The sequence below is a fragment of the Brevundimonas sanguinis genome (assembly GCF_029636725.1).
Classification (GTDB): Bacteria; Pseudomonadota; Alphaproteobacteria; order Caulobacterales; family Caulobacteraceae; genus Brevundimonas; species Brevundimonas sanguinis.
Genome location: NZ_CP116770.1, coordinates 2,046,919 through 2,062,570, shown reverse-complemented (window position 1 = coordinate 2,062,570; position 15,652 = coordinate 2,046,919). Strand labels below are relative to the sequence as shown.

Here is a 15,652-nt window from a genome sequence, read left to right as displayed (position 1 = left end):
GCGCCTTCGCCCGTGTCGCTATCCCGCCCCCTCGATCGCGGCGGTCGCCGCAAGCAGCCGCGATTCCCAACCCGCAACGGGACCCTATTTATGACCAGCACAACACTGCCGGACCATCTCCACACCAAGTCCGAGGAGCACGATCACGGTGGCGTTCTAGGCTCCAATACGGAGCTGATCTTCGCCCTGACAAGTGGCCTTGCTCTGGGCCTTGGATTCGCCCTCGAGAAACTCGCAACGGGCCTTCCCGCTTGGATTCCCCTCGCCCTCTTCCTGATCGCCTACATCTTCGGCGGCTTTTTTACGGTGCGAGAAGCGTTCGAGAACCTCCGCCAGAAGCGCTTCGAGATCGATACCTTGATGCTCGTCGCAGCCGCAGGTGCGGCGGCGCTCGGGGCCTGGGCCGAAGGCGCTCTCCTGCTGTTTCTGTTCAGCATCGGCCACGCGCTCGAACACTACGCCATGGGCCGCGCCAAACGCGCGATCGAGGCCCTGGCCGAGCTTGCCCCCCGGACAGCCCATGTGCGACGCGACGGGCAGGTCGTCGAATTGCCTGTCGAAGATTTGGTCGTCGGCGACACCGTGGTGGTGCGTCCAAACGAACGACTGCCCGCTGATGGCTTTGTCGTGGTCGGCACCACAAGCATCAACCAAGCCCCCGTGACCGGCGAAAGCATGCCTGTCGACAAGCAGCCCGTCGCGGACCCCGAGGCGGCGCGGGCGAGACCGGCCCAGGTCGGATCGCCGTCTCTCGTCTTCGCGGGCACCATCAATGGCTCAGGCGCCATCGAGATTGAGACGACCCGCACATCGAGCGACACCACCCTGGCCAAGGTGGTTCGGATGGTGAGTGAGGCCGAGACGCAGAAGTCGCCGACCCAGCGCTTCACGGACAGGTTCGAACGCATCTTCGTGCCTGTGGTGCTGGCGCTCGCCTTTGTCCTGCTGTTCGCCTGGGTCGTCGTCGATGAGCCGTTCCGCGACAGCTTCTATCGCGCCATGGCCGTGCTGGTCGCCGCGAGTCCTTGCGCGCTCGCCATCGCCACCCCGAGCGCCGTCCTCTCGGGCGTCGCCCGTGCGGCGCGCGCCGGTGTCCTGATCAAGGGCGGCGCGCCGTTGGAGAACCTCGGCTCGCTCAACGCCATCGCCTTCGACAAGACCGGCACCCTGACCGAGGGACGGCCGCGGATCACCGACGTCATGACGGTGCGCGGGACGAAGGAGGGCGATCTTCTGGCGGTCGCTGTGGCGGTCGAACGGCTCAGCGACCACCCGTTGGCGGAGGCCATCGCGCGCGACGGTGGCGCACGCTTGCGCGATACGATCATCCCGGCCGCGATCGACCTCAAGAGCCTGACGGGCAAGGGCGTGACCGCCCAGCTGCACGGCGAGACGATCTGGATAGGGAAGCCGGAGATGTTCGGCGTCGACGGCGTAGCGCCGCTCGGCGACGAAACAACCTCTGTCGTCGCTCAGTTGCGACTGCAGGGGCGAACCCTGATGGTGGTGCGACGCGGCACGCGCGATCTCGGTGTCATTGGGCTTCTTGATACGCCTCGCCCAGCAGCGCGGCCGACGCTGACCACTCTTCGCGCCCTCGGCATCGGGCGAATGATCATGATCTCGGGCGATCACCAGAAGGCCGCACAGGCGATCGCCGGACAGGTCGGCCTGACAGAGGCTTGGGGCGACCTCATGCCCGAGGACAAGGTCGACGCCATCAAACGCCTTCGCGCTGACGGCAAGATTGCCATGGTCGGCGACGGGGTGAACGACGCCCCGGCCATGGCCACGGCGACCGTCGGTATCGCGATGGGCGCGGCTGGCTCCGATGTTGCGCTTGAGACCGCCGACGTCGCCTTGATGTCCGACGACCTGTCGCAGCTGCCCTTCACCGTCGGTCTCAGCCGACAGACGCGGCGCATCATTCTCCAGAATCTCTACGTCAGTCTCGGAATCGTCGCCTTCCTTGTGCCGGCGACGATCCTCGGCCTTGGCATCGGCCCTGCCGTGGCGCTCCACGAGGGGTCGACCCTGCTGGTGGTGTTCAACGCTCTGCGCCTGCTCGGCTACCGCGACCGAACGGCGCCCATCCTTCCCAGTGCAATCCCGGCCGCCCCCGTGGCCCCGCCGGCTCTCTCGAGGACATCGTCATGAAGCGTTTCGGATGGATTTCCGTCATCGCCGTCTTTCTCGCCCTGTCGGCCTTCGCCTTCGGGATGATCTCGCGGCAAACCCGCGAGGTCCCTGCGGCGCCGTCGGCGGCTGACTCTCGCCCGAGCGACACCGAGGCAAGCCACGCTGGCGAGACCACGGACAGCCCATCGACTCGCGCCTATCGCGAGGCCAGCGCGAAGATGCACCAGGCCATGAGCATCAACTACACGGGCGACGCCGACATCGACTTCCTGCGCGGAATGATCGCCCACCACGAGGGTGCGCTCGCAATGGCCAAGGTCGCCGTCGAGCATGGCGAAGCCCGCGACGTGCGTAATCTGGCCGATGAGATCATTGCGGCCCAGGAATCCGAAATTGTCCGGATGAGAATCCTTCTTGCGCGCCATGAGGACACGCCCGCGCCCAACGCAAGGCCCTGACGCATGGCCGGCAAACGCTTCACCGTGCGCGGCCGGAGCATTCGTTGGCGGGAAGGCCGCTATCGCCAACGAGGTAGGCGGCGGCTCCAGGCGCGCCCGCTGAAGCCACGGCCCGTGCTCGATACGCTCGTCGCCATCGGGGTCAGCCTGTTCGCAGGAGGCCTGGTCTTCTGCATGGCCCTTCTGCTACTGGGCGCACACAAGGTGCCGCTGCATTTTGGTTACGGGGCCATTCTGGGCGGCGTGATCGGCTGCTCGTTTGTGTTTGGACCCCGCGATAGGCCCGGACTGATGGTCGTCGGAGGCTTGGTCGTCGTTTGGGTTTTGGGAACGGCCGTCCTCTACGCTTCGCGAGACCAGATCGTCCTGCGTCCACATGAGCACCGCAGCGCCGCCGCCAAGTCTGCGCCACGGAAGGCTGACTGAATGCCCGAAGCCGCGCTGACCGAGCCATCGCCTCGCCCCGTCCGGATCGCGCGCGGCGGCTGGCTGGACGCGCTGCGTTTTATCGTAGGGGCGCTGATCATCCTCTACCATTTCCGCGAGGCCGCGCCTGTGCCTCTCGGACAACTGCATCCAGTCTTCGAGCGCGGCTATCTGCTCACCGACTTCTTCATCATCGACTCCGGCTATGTCCTGGCCCGCATCTACGGTGATCGCCTCGCGTCCGGACAGGCCTCGCTGCGCGCCTATGCGCGCCAGCGCCTGCTGCGGGTCATTCCGGCCCACCTGGCGGTCAGCCTCGTCCTGGTGCTGCTCGTCGGCGGCGCCGCCCTGGCCGGGATCGCGCCCAGCAATCCGCGCTGGTTCGACTGGTCGCAGCTGCCGGCCCAGGTGCTGCTGCTCCAGGCCTGGGGCGTGCCGGGCGGGCAGGGGTGGAACGCCCCGACCTGGACGCTCTCGGCCCTGATTGCCTGCTACCTCCTGCTGCCCTGGATCTGCCGGGCCCTGTGGCGCTGGCCGCCGATCGCTGTCGTGATCGGCGCGGCCCTCCTCGTCGTCGTCGCCGATGTCGCGGCCTCGCTCTGGCTCGGGGATCCGATCTACCGCCTGCCGATGCGCCACGGCATTCTCCGCGCCATGCCGCTCTTCCTGCTCGGAGTCGCGGCGGCCTTCTACGGTTCGCGGGTCTGTGTCGCGCCGCACCGGGCCAGGGCGATCGGCCTCGCCGCCGCCTTCGCGCTCGTGGGGCTGCAGGCCTTCGGCGCCTTCAGCCTGGTGTCGCTCGGCCTGATGACCGTGATCATCTGGGCCGCCGGCGCCGTGCCGGTGCGCAGTCCTTCACGGCTGATCGAGCATCTGGCCCTAATGTCGTTCTCGATGTTCCTCACGAATGAGGTGAGCCGCATCGTCTGGTTCGGCCTGCTCGACGCCCTTGGACAGGAGGCGTGGTCGTCCGGCGTTCGCTGGGTCCTGTGGGCGATCGGCTTGGTCGGGGCGTTCGTGGCCGCCGCCGTGTTTCGCTACGGCTTCGACCGACCGGTCCAGACCTGGCTTAGTCCGTCCCGACGGGGGGGGGGACCCGAATGTCGGCCGCCGCCACCAAACAGGCCATGGAATGGGCCGCGGGCCCCGGCGTCGCCGCGGCCGGGCGCCCGGGCCAGGCCGCCATCGACCCGCCCCGGGCTTGATCAGGGGCGCGGCTCAGTGCTTGTGGGCCCGGACCCCCGCGGCCGCCCCCGGCTCTGTCTGGGGGGCCGGATCCCGGGCCGCGCCGGGGCGCTGCGGGCGGCAGGCCGGACACAGACCCTGGCCTTCGAGCGTGATCCGTTCGATCTCGTAGCCCGCCGCTGTCGCGGCCGCGCCCAGCGACGCCATGCCGGACGAAGGAATCTGGCGACAGAAGCCGCAACAGTCGCACAGAAGAAAAACCGCAGGCGAACCGAGGCGTTCGGGATCGCAGGCCACATAGGCCTTAAGGCTGGAAAGACGATGAACCAGACCGCGGGTCTCGAGGAACTGCAGCGCCCGATAGACGGTCGCCGGCGTCGCGACGCGGGCCTCCCGGTGATACGTCGCCACGAGATCATAGGCCTTGGCCGGAGCGCCCGCGACGAGCAGGAGCTCCAGCACCCTGCGCCGGGGGCGCGTCAGCTTGTCCCCGGCGGCGGCGACGCTGGCGGCGGCTGCGTCCAGGGCGCGTTCCACCTGTGCGGCCGTCGGCGGCGCGGTCTCCCGGTCATGCGGACAAGGCGAGGTCATCAAGGGGCTGGCCTCGCCTCCGGGGTTCGTCGGACGGCGCCCTCCACTCCAACCGAACGGCGCGCTCATTTTTTAGCTTGCATCTACAGTCGCTGGAGGAGGTAGCCTTGCCCTATAGAGATCACAAGGAACAGACATGACGGCGCAAACTCTCGAAAGCCGATACCGGGTCACCGGGATGGATTGCGCCAGCTGCGGCCGCAAGATCGACACGGCGATCCGCAGGCTGCCGGGCGTCGAGGACGTCTCGGTGGCGGTGCAGACCGGCGTGCTCAAGATCCGGCATGGCGGAGACCTCGCCGACGAGGCGGTCCTGCAGCAACTGCGCAACCTCGGCTACAGCGGAGAAGCGGCCGCGCCGACGTCCGGAGCCGTCGCTGCGGCGGCGGGCCCACCTCCGGCGGCCGCCCGGGCCGGGGGCGCCCCGTGGTGGTGGACCGGCAAGGCCCGCCTCACCGCGCTCTGCGGCCTGGCGCTATTGTCCGCCTATGGACTGGGCACGCTGTTCCCCTCCCTGGAACGATACGCCTTCCTCGCCGCCCTGGCCGTGGGGCTCATTCCGATCGCGTCGCGCGCTTTTTCGGCGGCGCGCCACGGCACGCCCTTCTCCATCGAAATGCTGATGACCATCGCCGCCGTCGGCGCCGTCTTCATCGGGGCCGCGGAAGAGGCCGCCGCCGTCGTTTTGCTGTTCCTCGTCGGCGAGATGCTCGAAGGGGTGGCGGCTGGTCGCGCGCGCAAGAGCATCCAGGGGCTCGCCGCCCTCGTGCCCAAGACCGCCTTCGTCGAGGTGGACGGCGTGACCACGGAGGTCGCCGCCGAGACCGTGGCGGTGGGCGCGATCATCCTCGTCCGGCCCGGAGACCGCGTTCCGGCGGACGGCGAGATCATCGAGGGCGCGGGAGACCTCGACGAGGCCCCGGTGACGGGCGAGAGCGTGCCCAAGCGCAAGGTCGAGGGCGATCCTGTGTTCGCCGGCACGATCAACGGCGGCAGCGTCCTGCGAGTGCGCGTGACGGCCTCAGCCTCGGACAACACCATCGCCCGGGTGGTGCGTCTCGTCGAGGAGGCGCAGGAATCGAAATCGCCGACCGAACGGTTCATCGACCGCTTCTCGAAAATCTACACGCCGGGCGTGCTCGTGTTCGCCGCCCTCGTCGCGGTCACGCCGCCGCTGCTGTTCGGCGGGACGTGGAGCGAATGGGTCTACAAGGGCCTCGCCGTGCTGCTGATCGGCTGCCCCTGCGCCCTCGTCATCTCCACGCCGGCCGCCATCGCCGCCGGCCTGTCGGCGGGGGCCCGGCGCGGCCTGCTCATGAAGGGCGGGGCCGTGCTGGAGACCCTGGGCAAGATCACGGCGATCGCCTTCGACAAGACGGGGACCCTGACCGCCGGCAAGCCCGTCGTCACCGACGTCGTCGCCGGAACGCGGGATGCCTCCGCCCTGCTGACCCTAGCGGCCGCGCTGGAAACGGGATCGAGCCATCCGCTCGCCCTCGCCATCCTCGCCCGAGCTGAGGCGGACAAGATCACGGCGCCGCCGGCCTCGGCCACCCAGGCCATTCCGGGGGAGGGCGTGGAAGGCGAGGTCGGCGGCGAACGCATATTCCTCGGCTCGCCGCAGGCCGCGGCCCGACGCGCCCCGATCACGCCGGCCCAGGACGCGGCCATCGCCGCCCTGAACGCCGAGGGCAAGACGGTTTCCGTCCTTGTCGTCGGGGATGGCGTCGCCGGGTTCCTCGCCATGCGCGACGAGGCGCGGCCCGACGCAGTCCAGGGTCTGGCCGACCTGAAGGCGCGGGGCATCCGGACCATCATGCTGACGGGCGACAACCGCCGCACGGCGGAGGCGGTCGCCGCCGGCCTGGGCATCGAGCCCCGGGCCGAACTGCTGCCGCAGGACAAGCTAGTCATCGTCAAGGCGCTGCAGGCCGAGGGGCTGGTGGTCGCCAAGGTCGGGGACGGCATCAACGACGCCCCGGCCCTGGCCCAGGCGGATGTCGGCATCGCCATGGGCGGCGGCACCGACGTGGCCCTGGAGACGGCGGACGCCGCCGTCCTGCACGGCCGGGTCAGGGACATTCCCGACATGATCGCCTTGTCCCGCGGAGTGATGGGCAATATCGGGCAAAACATCACCATCGCCTTGGGCTTGAAGGCGGTGTTCCTGGTCACCACCGTGATCGGGGTGACGGGCCTGTGGCCCGCCATCCTCGCTGACACCGGAGCCACGGTCCTGGTCACCGCCAATGCCATGCGCCTGCTGCGCTGGACGCCGCGTCGTCAACCGTCGTGACTGCCGGCGGTGCGCCTTCTCAGGCCCCGTTGTGGCGACCGAACACGCGGGTCGAACCGTCGTTGAGGATCAGGACGGTCGCATAGGGTTCGCGCCCGGCGGCCTCCATGCCCGGCGAGCCCGCCGGCATGCCGGGCGCGCTTAGTGCGCGGGCGGCGGGGCGTTCGCCGAGCAGCCGCTCGACATCGCTCGACGGAACATGGCCCTCGATGGCGTAGGCGCCGACCACCGCTGTGTGGCACGAGGCGAGGCGGTCCGGAATGCCATGCCGGGCCCGGATCGGGGCGAGATCCTCGCGCTCGACGACCTCGACGATCCAGCCCGCCTGGCGCATGTGGGCGATCCAGCCGCCGCAGCAGCCGCACCATGGCGTCTTGTAGGCGATCATCCGTTTCGGGGGCGCGGCGAGGGCCGGGCCGGGCACGGCGACCAGGGGCAGGCCGAACACGAGGGTCCGGCGGGACAAGCGCGGGCGAGTTTGAACCAAAGTGAGCGCTCCTTGGGAGTCCAAATCCCACCATGGCGGGCGCGGGCCGGTTTGGCGACGGGCGCAGTTGTCGCGCCCTGACCTGACGTCGCCCAGGCGTGGAGCGCCGGCTAAGCCCGCCCATATCGCAGCGGAACCTCTGGTAGAAGGCCCGCACCCGCCCGGGCAGGACACAGCCCCCTGCTCGGCCGGCGCGGCCAAGCGAATCCGTTCGCCTGAGGCGCCCGGGGTCTCGCAACCATGCCTTCGCTGACGTATCGCGACCGTACGAGGCCGGTCACGCAAGCGCTGATCCCCGCGGAATGGTCATGGGCGACGGGATTGAGGAGCCGGCGGAAGCCGGAGGCGAAGCGTCCGCTGCGGCTAACGTGGCGTCGAGAGCTAGCCCGCAGACGCTTGCGGGGCCCCGAAGGCGCCAAAAACTGCATGTGAGCGGCAACGGCCTCCGCCCGGCCGTATAAGGCGCAACACGGCGCGCGCGACCAACAGGCTGACTTTTCGCGCGGGCCCGCTCGCGAAGACGAGCCTTCGGCCCTCGAGGGCAGCGAGGACGAGGCCGGCCCGGCGCGCCCGGGCCGACGCATTACGTCCCTGGCTCAAGACCAGCGCCTCTCTGTTCCGGAGCCCGCCGACCCCACAATCTCGGTTGCGCCGCCGATTGTAGATGAATTCTCGCGGGCAAGTGCGGAGATCCAAATCGCAAGCGGTTCAGTGATCCGTGGTCGAATGCATGTGAGCTTGAGGTCGCCGGCCGGCCCCTGATGTCTGGTCCACCGCATTTCCACATGATCTCGGCTCGGCGAAGTACGGGTTTGACGAGGTCGGGAGGCGTCGCCGTTCGGAACATCTTCCCGGCGCCGGGGTTGGATCCAGATCACCCGAGGGAGCCTCCGATGCAAATCCAACCAATGATCAGCACCCACCCCGACGTACGCGGCAGCGTGAACGACAGCCTCATTCGCGCGATCGAAGCGGGCTACGGCTGCGCCGCCGTATGCCGCATCTGCGCTGACGCCTGCCTGGCCGAGGAGATGGTCAGGGACCTGACCCAGTGCATCCGGCTCGATCTCGACTGCGCCGATGTCTGTCTGGCTACGGCCGGGCTCGCCGTGCGGCGCGCCGGCAGCAACGAGGCCTTGATAAAGCGCATGCTCGAGACCTGCGCCGAGGCTTGCGCCGACTGCGCCATCGAGTGCGAGAAGCACGCCGAGATGCACGAGCATTGCCGTATCTGCGCCGAAGAATGCCGGCGTTGCGAAGATGCTTGCCGCGAGGCGGCCGCGTCGATCAGGCCTTCACGGCACTGAGGCTGACCGCTGTCATCGGCACAGGGTCGTAGCTTCGACGCTAGCTCGAGCCCAGCTCATCAATCACCGGGCACCTAACCCGCCCGCCTTCACTGCAGTCGGCCACAGCCTGCCTCAGCACTTTCCGTAGCCTCTGCAGATCCTCGATCTTGGCGTCCACGCTGGCGATGTGGTCTTGGGCCATGTCGCGGACTTCGCAGCACGCCTGAACGCCCGGCTCGCTCAGCGCGATCAGGCGCCGAATGGCGTCGATGCCGAAGCCCAGTTCGCGCGACCGGCGGATGAAGCGCAGGCGCTGGGCGTGTTCCGGCTCGTAGCTGCGGTGGCCGCCCTCGGTCCGGGCCGGCGCGGGCATCAACCCGATACGTTCGTAGTAGCGCACCGTTTCCAGGTTCACCCCGGCGCTGTCAGCGAGGCGCCCGATCGTCAAACTTCGTGCGGACATGGCTCTTGATCCTGTAGCGGCTACGGGTTGTAGCCTGTAGCAGAAATCGAACGGGAGGTCCCATGGCCATCGATTACGACCGGCCCCGCATGCCCGAGGTCGCCGTCAGCGCCTCGGCCGCCCTCGGCGGTGTCGCCTCGGTGTTCGCCTGGGCCGCGTGCTGTGTGTTGCCTCTGGCTCTGTCCGTGGCGGGCGTATCCTTCGCCGGCGCCGCGGTCATCGCGGGTGCGCGGAACTGGCTGACGCTTCTGGCCGCCGTCATCCTGGCCGCGGGCTGGCTGCTGCATTGGCGTCGCCTGCGGATGTGTCGGAAAGACGGGGCCTGCCGCCACCCTTCGCGGCTCGCCTTCTGGCTGCTGGTGATCGCCAGTCTGCTGATCGTCCTTTCCATGGCCTGGCAGCCGTACATCGAGCCGTGGGTCATGCCGCGACTGGCGGCCATGCGATGACCCCGGCCATCGTTCTGGATTCGACGCTGACCTGCCCGGATTGCGGTCATGTTGCGACGGAGACCATGCCCACCGACGCCTGCATCTGGTTTTACGATTGTCTCGGCTGCGGCATGAAGCTGAAGCCCCTACCCGGCGACTGCTGCGTGTTCTGCTCCTATGCCGACGTGCCGTGTCCGCCGATCCAGGTAGATGGCAAGGGGTGTTGCGGCTAGGCTACGGCGGCATTGCTGCATTCCCGGAGTTCGCCGTGACCGACCACGCCACGCCCAACCTACCGTCGCGGGATTTCGAAGTTACGTCCCAGTTCTACACTCGACTGGGCTTCGACCAGGACTGGCGCGACAAAGGCTGGATGATCCTGAAAAGAGGCGGTTTGACGCTGGAGTTCTTCCCGCATCCGGAGGTGGATCCGCTGACCAGCAACTTCGGCTGCTGCCTGCGGCTGGACGACCTGGACGGGTTTTACGCAGGGTGCGTCGTTTCAGGATTGCCGGAAACCTGCTGGGGCCACCCCCGCCTGCACGCGCCGAAGCTTGAGGAGTCGGGACTGCGGATCGGCGCGCTCATCGACCCGGACGGAAACTTGATCCGCCTGATTCAGAACTGAGGCGTCCGGCGGCTCCCCCACGGGAAACCGCCGGAAACCATCGATGCGACGATCAGTTGTGGTCGGCGTGGCCCTGAGGCGCGGGCGCATCCGACGGCACCGGGGCGGGCGGCGCCGGTTCGGCCGGGGCGGGCTCGGTCTTCATCTCGTCGCAGCACGTCATCGCGGCGTCCGCGGCCATGTCCTTGCAGCACTCGCAGCCCTCGGCGGCGAGGGCCGCGCCGGCGCTCAGGGTCACGATCGCGCCGGCGGCGGCCAGCAGGGTGGAAACCTTCATCGTCGTTCTCCTAGTGAATCATGAAGCTGACGGAGCCGGACATCTTGTGACCGTCCGGGCCTTCGGCGGTCCAGGCGGCAGTGTAGGTGCCCGGCGCGAGGCGCGGAAGAGCCACGCCGACGGTGGCGGCGGCCGGTGCGGCGGGGACAGTGACGTCGACCGGAGCCTGCCCCTCGGCGGAGAGGGCGACGGTCTTGAGGACCATGGCGTGGGGGAAGGTGACGCTGAACCGCTCGGGCGACCCCTGGGTCATCGCGCCATTCGCAGGGACGGTCGTGATGCCAGATTGGGGCACAGCGGCCTGGGCCGGCATAGCGTGACCCGCATGCGGGTCCTGGGCGGCGGCGGCGCCAGCGAACGCGAGGGCGGCGGTGACAACGAGAGTGCGGATCATCATGGGGTGGTCTCCTTCGGTTAGAACCAGGCCTTGAGGCCGACGACGAAGCGGGTGTCGTCGGTCTCGCCGCCTCGGGCCTCGATGTAGTCGGCGGTATCGCCGAACGCGCGGCTCCACTCGATGCCGACATAGGGGGCGAACTCCTTGCGGAATTCGTAGCGCAGTCGCAGGCCCGCCTCGATCGAGGACAGGCCCGAACCGATCTCCAGTTCCGGAATGTCGCTGGCTGAAGCGTCGATTTCGAGGCGGGGCTGAAGGATCAGGCGCTGGGTGATGCGCTGGTCGTATTCGGCCTCGACGCGGGCGGTCAGGTCGCCGTCGGTCGACAGGAAGGCGGCGGCGTCGACTTCCCACCAATGGGGCGCCAGGCCCTGCAGGCCGAGGACCAGATGCGTGGTGTCCTCGCCGTCGGGCCGGAAGTCCTGACGCACGCCGGCCTGAACGTCCCAGAAGGGCGTGACCGCGCGGCTGTAGAGCGCCTGGACTTCAGCCTCCTCGAGCTCGCCGCCGAAGTCGCCTTCGCCCTCGGACTTCCACCAGAAGCGATTGATGTCGCCGCCCGTCCAGCCCTGGACGTCCCAGAGGTAGGTCTCGCCGTCGTCGCCGAAGCCGGCTTCGAGGCGATCGAGAATGACGGCCGTGGTGCGGACGTCGCCGTTTTCGTGAATCAGGGTCCGGCGAGAGGCGGCCATGGCCTCGGCGCCGAAGACGAGATCGGCGGCGTGGGCAGGGCCGGCCAGGGCGGCGGCCGGGAGCGGGTCCTCCGGAGGACGGCCGGGATTGTCGGCGCTGGTCGCCACATCGGGCGGCCCCATGCTCATGGTCGACATGTCATGCCCGGCGTGAGGGTCGGTCTGCGCGGGCGACATGGCCGACATGTCGTGGCCCGCGTGCGGATCAGCCTGGCCGGGCGTCGCCGCCGGCATCTGGTGTCCCGCGTGCGGGTCTACGGGCGCGGGCTGCGCCGGCATCTGGTGGCCTGCATGCGGATCCGCGGCGGGCGGCGTCTGCGCGGGCGGCATGACGTGACCGGCGTGCGGATCCTGCGCCGGTCGGGCCGGCGCCTGTGGCGTGGGCCGCGGTGCTGGCGCGGGGCGTGTCGGCGCCGCGGTCGCCGGCATCGTGTGGCCCGCGTGAGGGTCCTGGGCCTGGGCGCTGAAGGCGCTGGCGGCGAGCACCAGCGGGGCGAGGGCGACGGCGAGGCGGTTCATGACGCAGCTCCGTCCATGGGCCGCACCGTCACAACATTGAACATGCCGGCGTGCATGTGCATCAGCATGTGGCAGTGGAAGGCCCAATCACCGGGCGCGTCGGCGGTCAGATCGAAGGTCACCTTGCCGCCGGGCGCGACGTTGACCGTGTGCTTGAGGGGCTGGTGCCCGGCCGGTCCGCCGGTCACCAGTTCAAAGAAATGACCATGCAGATGGATCGGGTGGGCCATCATGGTGTCGTTGACCAGGGTCACCCGCACCCGCTCGTTGCGCTCGAAGCGGATCGGTTCGACCAGTTCGCTGAACTTTCGGCCGTCGAAGCCCCACATGAACCGCTCCATGTTGCCGGTCAGGTGGATCTCCATCGTCCGAGACGGGGGGCGCGGGTCCTTGTTCGGCTGGAGCGACACCAGGTCGGTGTAGACGAGGACGCGATGATCGACGGTCGTGAGACCGATCGGACGCTCACCCAGACGGTTGGCGGGGTCCATGGCGATCGCATCGACGCCGACGCCCACCGCCATGTCGGGCGGAGCGTTCTCGGGATCGCGCATGTTCATGCCCGACATGGACATCCCGGCCATCTCGCCGGCTGCGGGCGCGTTCTGGGTCGGAGCGGCGTGGTCCATGCCGGACATCGCGTCATGGTCCATACCGGACATGTCGCCCATCGCGCCGTGATCCATTCCGCCCATGCCCATGTCGCGCATGGTGAGGTTCGGGACCTCTCGCAGGGGAGGGACCTCGGCGGTCATGCCCAGGCGCGGCGCCAGGGTCGCCCGGCCCATGCCGGACCGGTCGATGGCTTCGGAGACGATGGTGTAGGCGCGGTCCTCGGTCGGCTGGACGATGACGTCGTAGGTCTCGGCGACCGAAATCTGGAACTCGTCCGTCTCGACCGGGCGCACGTTCTCGCCGTCGGCCTGCACCACGGTCATCGGCAAGCCCGGGATGCGAACGTTGAAGATGGACATGGCCGACGCGTTGATGATGCGCAGCCGCACCCGCTCGCCGGGCCGGAACAGGCCGGTCCAGTTCTCCTGCGGTCCATGGCCGTTGATCAGATAGGTGTAGGTCGACCCGCTGACGTCGAGGATGTCGCGCGGGTCCATCCGCATCTGGCCCCACATGCGCCGTTCCTCCAGGCTCATGCGGTCGCTGCCGTCCATGAGCCCCGCCAGCGTGGTGCGCTGCTGGTTGAAGTAACCCGGGCTCTTCTTCAGCTTGGCCAGGATTTCGTGCGGATGCATGAAACTCCAGTCCGACAGGACCAGCACATGCTCGCGGTCGTAGGCGACCGGATCGGCGCCCGCCGGGTCGATCACGATTGGGCCGTAGTGACCCATCGCCTCCTGTAGGCCAGAGTGACTGTGATACCAGAAGGTGCCCGACTGCTTGATCGGAAACTCGTAGACGAAGGTCTCACGCGCCCGGATGCCGGGGAAGCTGATGCCGGGCACGCCATCCATCTGGAACGGGACGAGCAGGCCGTGCCAGTGGATTGAGGTGTCCTCGTCCAGCGTATTGGTCACCGCTAGCCGGACGTTCTGGCCTTCTCTAAGGCGTAGCAGCGGCGCCGGCAGAACGCCGTTGATGGTCACCGCATGGCCGGTGCGGCCGCCCACGGTGAAGGGCGTGTGTCCGACGGTCAGGTCGATGTTCGGTCCCGTGAGCGTCGGAAGATCCGCCCGCAGTCCCGCCGATCCGGTTTGCGCCCAGGCGGGGAGCAGACCCTGCAGGCCCAGCAGCCCGCCGCCGGCGGCTGCGCCACGGAGAAGCGTTCGGCGATCGAGGCGGGGCGTGGACATAGGCGAGAAATTCCTTGGTCGGGCTATTCAGCCGTTCGTTCAGATACGCGGCCGGGCGGCGTATCCCTCGCGTCAGGTTGCCGCAGACGTCGGGATTGCAGCTTGTGCATCTTCCCATCAGGGCAAGGTCAAGCGTTTCCGCCGGAAGCTTGGGCCAAAGCCGCCGTCAAGGTCTTGCGGGCGCGGGCGACGCGGGTCTCGACCGCCTTGGGCGTAATACCGAGGATCGAGGCGATCTCGGCGTGAGACCGTCCCTCGAGCGTGGCGAGCAGAAGCGGCCCCTTCAGGGCGTCGGGAAGGTCCCGCAAGGCGCGTTGCAGAGCTTCGGCCCTGCGCTGATCGTCCAGCCGTGTCTCGGGTGACGGCGCATCGTCGCCCACCGCCGCCGCCTCGGGCGCCTCCAGGCCCATGACGCCGCGCACGACCCGGCGGACCGCGCGCCGCCGGCCCCAGTCTCGACATTTGTTGAGGGCGATGGAGCGAAGCCAGACGTCGAACGGCCGCGCCGGATCATACCGCAGCAGGGCGAGCCAGGCGGACGCATAGCTTTCCTGAAGCACGTCATGCGCTTCGGACTCGTCGCCGACATAGCGGCGCACGAACCGGTAGAGATCGGCCTTTGTGGCGGCCATCAAGGCGGTGAAGGCGGCCCGGTCTCCGGTCGCCGCACGGGCCTCGATGCTCTGCTCGGCACACACGCGCGCCGCTTAGCCGGCGTCGTCGTGCAGGGCCTCGACGACCGCGGCGTCGAACACCTCGGCCTGCGCCGGGGTCAGGACGGATCGCATCTCGAACACATGGGTGATTGTCGCCTTCTGCAGATCGCCCATGGCGGCGTGGAAATGATCGACCGCGGCCTGGACCTGGGGCGTGTCGCCGTCACTGGCGGCGATGGCGGCCGCCAGTTCGCGATTGGCCGCGCGCACTTCCGCTTCGAGCGCCGGCCGCTGAGCGGCGAACCGGGCTTCGACCACATCGAGCCGTCGATCCTGCTCAGGGCTCAGGTCGAGTTTCTCATGGACGACGCTGTGCAGGCTTGGCGGCTGCCGCTCCCGCATGACCCAGGTCGCGCTCGCCCAGGTCGCCGCGCCGCTGGCCAGCGCGGCCAGGATGGCCGTGATAACGATCGACTTCCAGGCGGCCCTCATCCCCGAACGTCCAGGCCGGAGAGAGGCGACAAGCCCGCCGAGACGGTGAAAATCCGCATCTCGGACGGCTCCGGCCGCGGAGCCATGAGCATCAGCCCTCCGTTCGCAACGCCGATCACCAGCGCGAATGCAACGGCCGCGACCCGGACCTGACCCATGCGGGCGCGCTCCTTGCGTTCGCCGATCCGCACCCAGACCGCGTCTTCCATTCCGACCAGCCGGCCGGCGTCGCCCGGCCCGACCGCTGCGATCAGTTCATTCATGTCGTCGGTCATTGAGCACCTGCGTCACGCCCCATCTGCCATACGCGCCGGCCTTCCGGTCCCCTCACGAGGGGACGAGCCGTCGCCCGCGTAGATACCAGAGAACGACCGGGACGCGCCCTGTCGTCCGGGGAAAAGACGTGAGCGACAGAGCA

Annotated in this window: 18 protein-coding genes and 1 pseudogene; 9 read left to right on the top strand and 10 right to left on the bottom strand. The window is 68.7% G+C overall.

All coding sequences use genetic code 11. The features are described 5' to 3' along the window. Positions 1 to 90: 90 nt before the first annotated feature. The 4 genes and pseudogenes from PIB44_RS10280 to PIB44_RS10265 form a co-directional block, all read left to right on the top strand. Positions 91 to 2,157 (top strand): heavy metal translocating P-type ATPase, encoded by a 2,067-nt coding sequence (locus tag PIB44_RS10280; RefSeq protein WP_278069307.1) that lies wholly within the window; start codon positions 91 to 93, stop codon positions 2,155 to 2,157. Beyond that, complete coding sequence (gene copM, locus PIB44_RS10275) at positions 2,154 to 2,597, top strand: CopM family metallochaperone (RefSeq protein ID WP_114818249.1); 444 nt, start codon at positions 2,154 to 2,156, stop codon at positions 2,595 to 2,597. Before PIB44_RS10280 ends, copM begins: the two co-directional genes overlap by 4 nt. 3 nt (positions 2,598 to 2,600) lie before the next feature. Then, positions 2,601 to 3,023, top strand: a complete 423-nt coding sequence (locus PIB44_RS10270; RefSeq protein ID WP_112863181.1) for a hypothetical protein — start codon at positions 2,601 to 2,603, stop codon at positions 3,021 to 3,023. Beyond that, positions 3,024 to 3,998, top strand: a pseudogene (locus tag PIB44_RS10265) (acyltransferase family protein); the annotation flags it as partial. A gap of 243 nt (positions 3,999 to 4,241) precedes the next feature. Here the strand turns inward: PIB44_RS10265 and PIB44_RS10260 are convergent. Further along, positions 4,242 to 4,799, bottom strand: a complete 558-nt coding sequence (locus PIB44_RS10260) for a Fur family transcriptional regulator (protein WP_114818270.1) — start codon at positions 4,797 to 4,799, stop codon at positions 4,242 to 4,244. A gap of 136 nt (positions 4,800 to 4,935) precedes the next feature. On the opposite strand from PIB44_RS10260, the gene PIB44_RS10255 reads away from it, so the two are divergent. Further along, positions 4,936 to 7,095 (top strand): heavy metal translocating P-type ATPase, encoded by a 2,160-nt coding sequence (locus tag PIB44_RS10255; protein WP_278069305.1) that lies wholly within the window; start codon positions 4,936 to 4,938, stop codon positions 7,093 to 7,095. A 19-nt stretch (positions 7,096 to 7,114) separates the two neighbouring features. On the opposite strand, the gene PIB44_RS10250 is transcribed toward PIB44_RS10255, so the two are convergent. After that, a complete protein-coding gene (locus tag PIB44_RS10250; protein ID WP_008263799.1) occupies positions 7,115 to 7,543 on the bottom strand; it encodes a DUF411 domain-containing protein in 429 nt (142 codons plus the stop codon). Positions 7,544 to 8,490: 947 nt separating this feature from the next. Between PIB44_RS10250 and PIB44_RS10245 the strand changes: the two genes are divergently transcribed. Then, complete coding sequence (locus tag PIB44_RS10245; protein ID WP_008261099.1) at positions 8,491 to 8,889, top strand: four-helix bundle copper-binding protein; 399 nt, start codon at positions 8,491 to 8,493, stop codon at positions 8,887 to 8,889. 40 nt (positions 8,890 to 8,929) lie between these two features. On the opposite strand, the gene PIB44_RS10240 is transcribed toward PIB44_RS10245, so the two are convergent. Continuing rightward, positions 8,930 to 9,334 (bottom strand): MerR family transcriptional regulator, encoded by a 405-nt coding sequence (locus tag PIB44_RS10240; protein WP_040349355.1) that lies wholly within the window; start codon positions 9,332 to 9,334, stop codon positions 8,930 to 8,932. 62 nt (positions 9,335 to 9,396) lie between these two features. On the opposite strand from PIB44_RS10240, the gene PIB44_RS10235 reads away from it, so the two are divergent. From PIB44_RS10235 to PIB44_RS10225, 3 genes are read left to right on the top strand one after another with little or no spacing between them, the layout of a single operon-like run. Further along, the gene (locus PIB44_RS10235; RefSeq protein WP_114818252.1) at positions 9,397 to 9,783 is read left to right on the top strand and encodes an MFS transporter permease; all 387 of its coding nucleotides are present in this window, start codon (positions 9,397 to 9,399) and stop codon (positions 9,781 to 9,783) included. Next, a complete protein-coding gene (locus PIB44_RS10230; RefSeq protein WP_114818253.1) occupies positions 9,780 to 9,998 on the top strand; it encodes a GDCCVxC domain-containing (seleno)protein in 219 nt (72 codons plus the stop codon). Before PIB44_RS10235 ends, PIB44_RS10230 begins: the two co-directional genes overlap by 4 nt. A gap of 35 nt (positions 9,999 to 10,033) precedes the next feature. Next, entirely contained in the window at positions 10,034 to 10,393 is a 360-nt protein-coding gene (locus PIB44_RS10225) for a bleomycin resistance protein (protein WP_228184634.1), read from the top strand. Positions 10,394 to 10,445: 52 nt separating this feature from the next. On the opposite strand, the gene PIB44_RS10220 is transcribed toward PIB44_RS10225, so the two are convergent. From PIB44_RS10220 to PIB44_RS10190, 7 genes are all read right to left on the bottom strand, one after another. After that, positions 10,446 to 10,670, bottom strand: a complete 225-nt coding sequence (locus tag PIB44_RS10220; protein WP_278069301.1) for an ammonium transporter family protein — start codon at positions 10,668 to 10,670, stop codon at positions 10,446 to 10,448. A gap of 10 nt (positions 10,671 to 10,680) precedes the next feature. Next, entirely contained in the window at positions 10,681 to 11,067 is a 387-nt protein-coding gene (locus tag PIB44_RS10215) for a copper resistance CopC family protein (protein WP_278069300.1), read from the bottom strand. 17 nt (positions 11,068 to 11,084) lie between these two features. Continuing rightward, on the bottom strand, positions 11,085 to 12,278 hold the full coding sequence (locus PIB44_RS10210; protein ID WP_228184637.1) for a copper resistance protein B: 1,194 nt from the start codon (positions 12,276 to 12,278) through the stop codon (positions 11,085 to 11,087). Then, positions 12,275 to 14,086, bottom strand: a complete 1,812-nt coding sequence (locus PIB44_RS10205; protein WP_228184638.1) for a copper resistance system multicopper oxidase — start codon at positions 14,084 to 14,086, stop codon at positions 12,275 to 12,277. The genes PIB44_RS10210 and PIB44_RS10205 overlap by 4 nt, the downstream gene beginning before the upstream one ends. Positions 14,087 to 14,214: 128 nt before the next feature. Beyond that, positions 14,215 to 14,784, bottom strand: a complete 570-nt coding sequence (locus tag PIB44_RS10200; RefSeq protein ID WP_228184639.1) for an RNA polymerase sigma factor — start codon at positions 14,782 to 14,784, stop codon at positions 14,215 to 14,217. Between the two features lie 9 nt (positions 14,785 to 14,793). Beyond that, positions 14,794 to 15,234, bottom strand: a complete 441-nt coding sequence (locus tag PIB44_RS10195) for a Spy/CpxP family protein refolding chaperone (RefSeq protein WP_183204306.1) — start codon at positions 15,232 to 15,234, stop codon at positions 14,794 to 14,796. Next, positions 15,231 to 15,509 (bottom strand): hypothetical protein, encoded by a 279-nt coding sequence (locus PIB44_RS10190; protein WP_269220983.1) that lies wholly within the window; start codon positions 15,507 to 15,509, stop codon positions 15,231 to 15,233. Before PIB44_RS10190 ends, PIB44_RS10195 begins: the two co-directional genes overlap by 4 nt. Positions 15,510 to 15,652 lie beyond the last annotated feature (143 nt).

Excerpts from the sequence above, each read along its gene's own strand:
- PIB44_RS10205 (WP_228184638.1), bottom strand. The coding sequence starts at position 14,086 with ATGTCCACGCCCCGCCTCGATCGCCGAACGCTTCTCCGTGGCGCAGCC.
- PIB44_RS10215 (WP_278069300.1), bottom strand. The coding sequence starts at position 11,067 with ATGATGATCCGCACTCTCGTTGTCACCGCCGCCCTCGCGTTCGCTGGC.
- PIB44_RS10260 (WP_114818270.1), bottom strand. The coding sequence starts at position 4,799 with ATGACCTCGCCTTGTCCGCATGACCGGGAGACCGCGCCGCCGACGGCC.
- PIB44_RS10270 (WP_112863181.1), top strand. The coding sequence starts at position 2,601 with ATGGCCGGCAAACGCTTCACCGTGCGCGGCCGGAGCATTCGTTGGCGG.
- PIB44_RS10195 (WP_183204306.1), bottom strand. The coding sequence starts at position 15,234 with ATGAGGGCCGCCTGGAAGTCGATCGTTATCACGGCCATCCTGGCCGCG.
- PIB44_RS10245 (WP_008261099.1), top strand. The coding sequence starts at position 8,491 with ATGATCAGCACCCACCCCGACGTACGCGGCAGCGTGAACGACAGCCTC.
- PIB44_RS10210 (WP_228184637.1), bottom strand. The coding sequence starts at position 12,278 with ATGAACCGCCTCGCCGTCGCCCTCGCCCCGCTGGTGCTCGCCGCCAGC.
- PIB44_RS10240 (WP_040349355.1), bottom strand. The coding sequence starts at position 9,334 with ATGTCCGCACGAAGTTTGACGATCGGGCGCCTCGCTGACAGCGCCGGG.
- copM (WP_114818249.1), top strand. The coding sequence starts at position 2,154 with ATGAAGCGTTTCGGATGGATTTCCGTCATCGCCGTCTTTCTCGCCCTG.
- PIB44_RS10280 (WP_278069307.1), top strand. The coding sequence starts at position 91 with ATGACCAGCACAACACTGCCGGACCATCTCCACACCAAGTCCGAGGAG.
- PIB44_RS10220 (WP_278069301.1), bottom strand. The coding sequence starts at position 10,670 with ATGAAGGTTTCCACCCTGCTGGCCGCCGCCGGCGCGATCGTGACCCTG.
- PIB44_RS10255 (WP_278069305.1), top strand. The coding sequence starts at position 4,936 with ATGACGGCGCAAACTCTCGAAAGCCGATACCGGGTCACCGGGATGGAT.
- PIB44_RS10230 (WP_114818253.1), top strand. The coding sequence starts at position 9,780 with ATGACCCCGGCCATCGTTCTGGATTCGACGCTGACCTGCCCGGATTGC.
- PIB44_RS10235 (WP_114818252.1), top strand. The coding sequence starts at position 9,397 with ATGGCCATCGATTACGACCGGCCCCGCATGCCCGAGGTCGCCGTCAGC.
- PIB44_RS10190 (WP_269220983.1), bottom strand. The coding sequence starts at position 15,509 with ATGACCGACGACATGAATGAACTGATCGCAGCGGTCGGGCCGGGCGAC.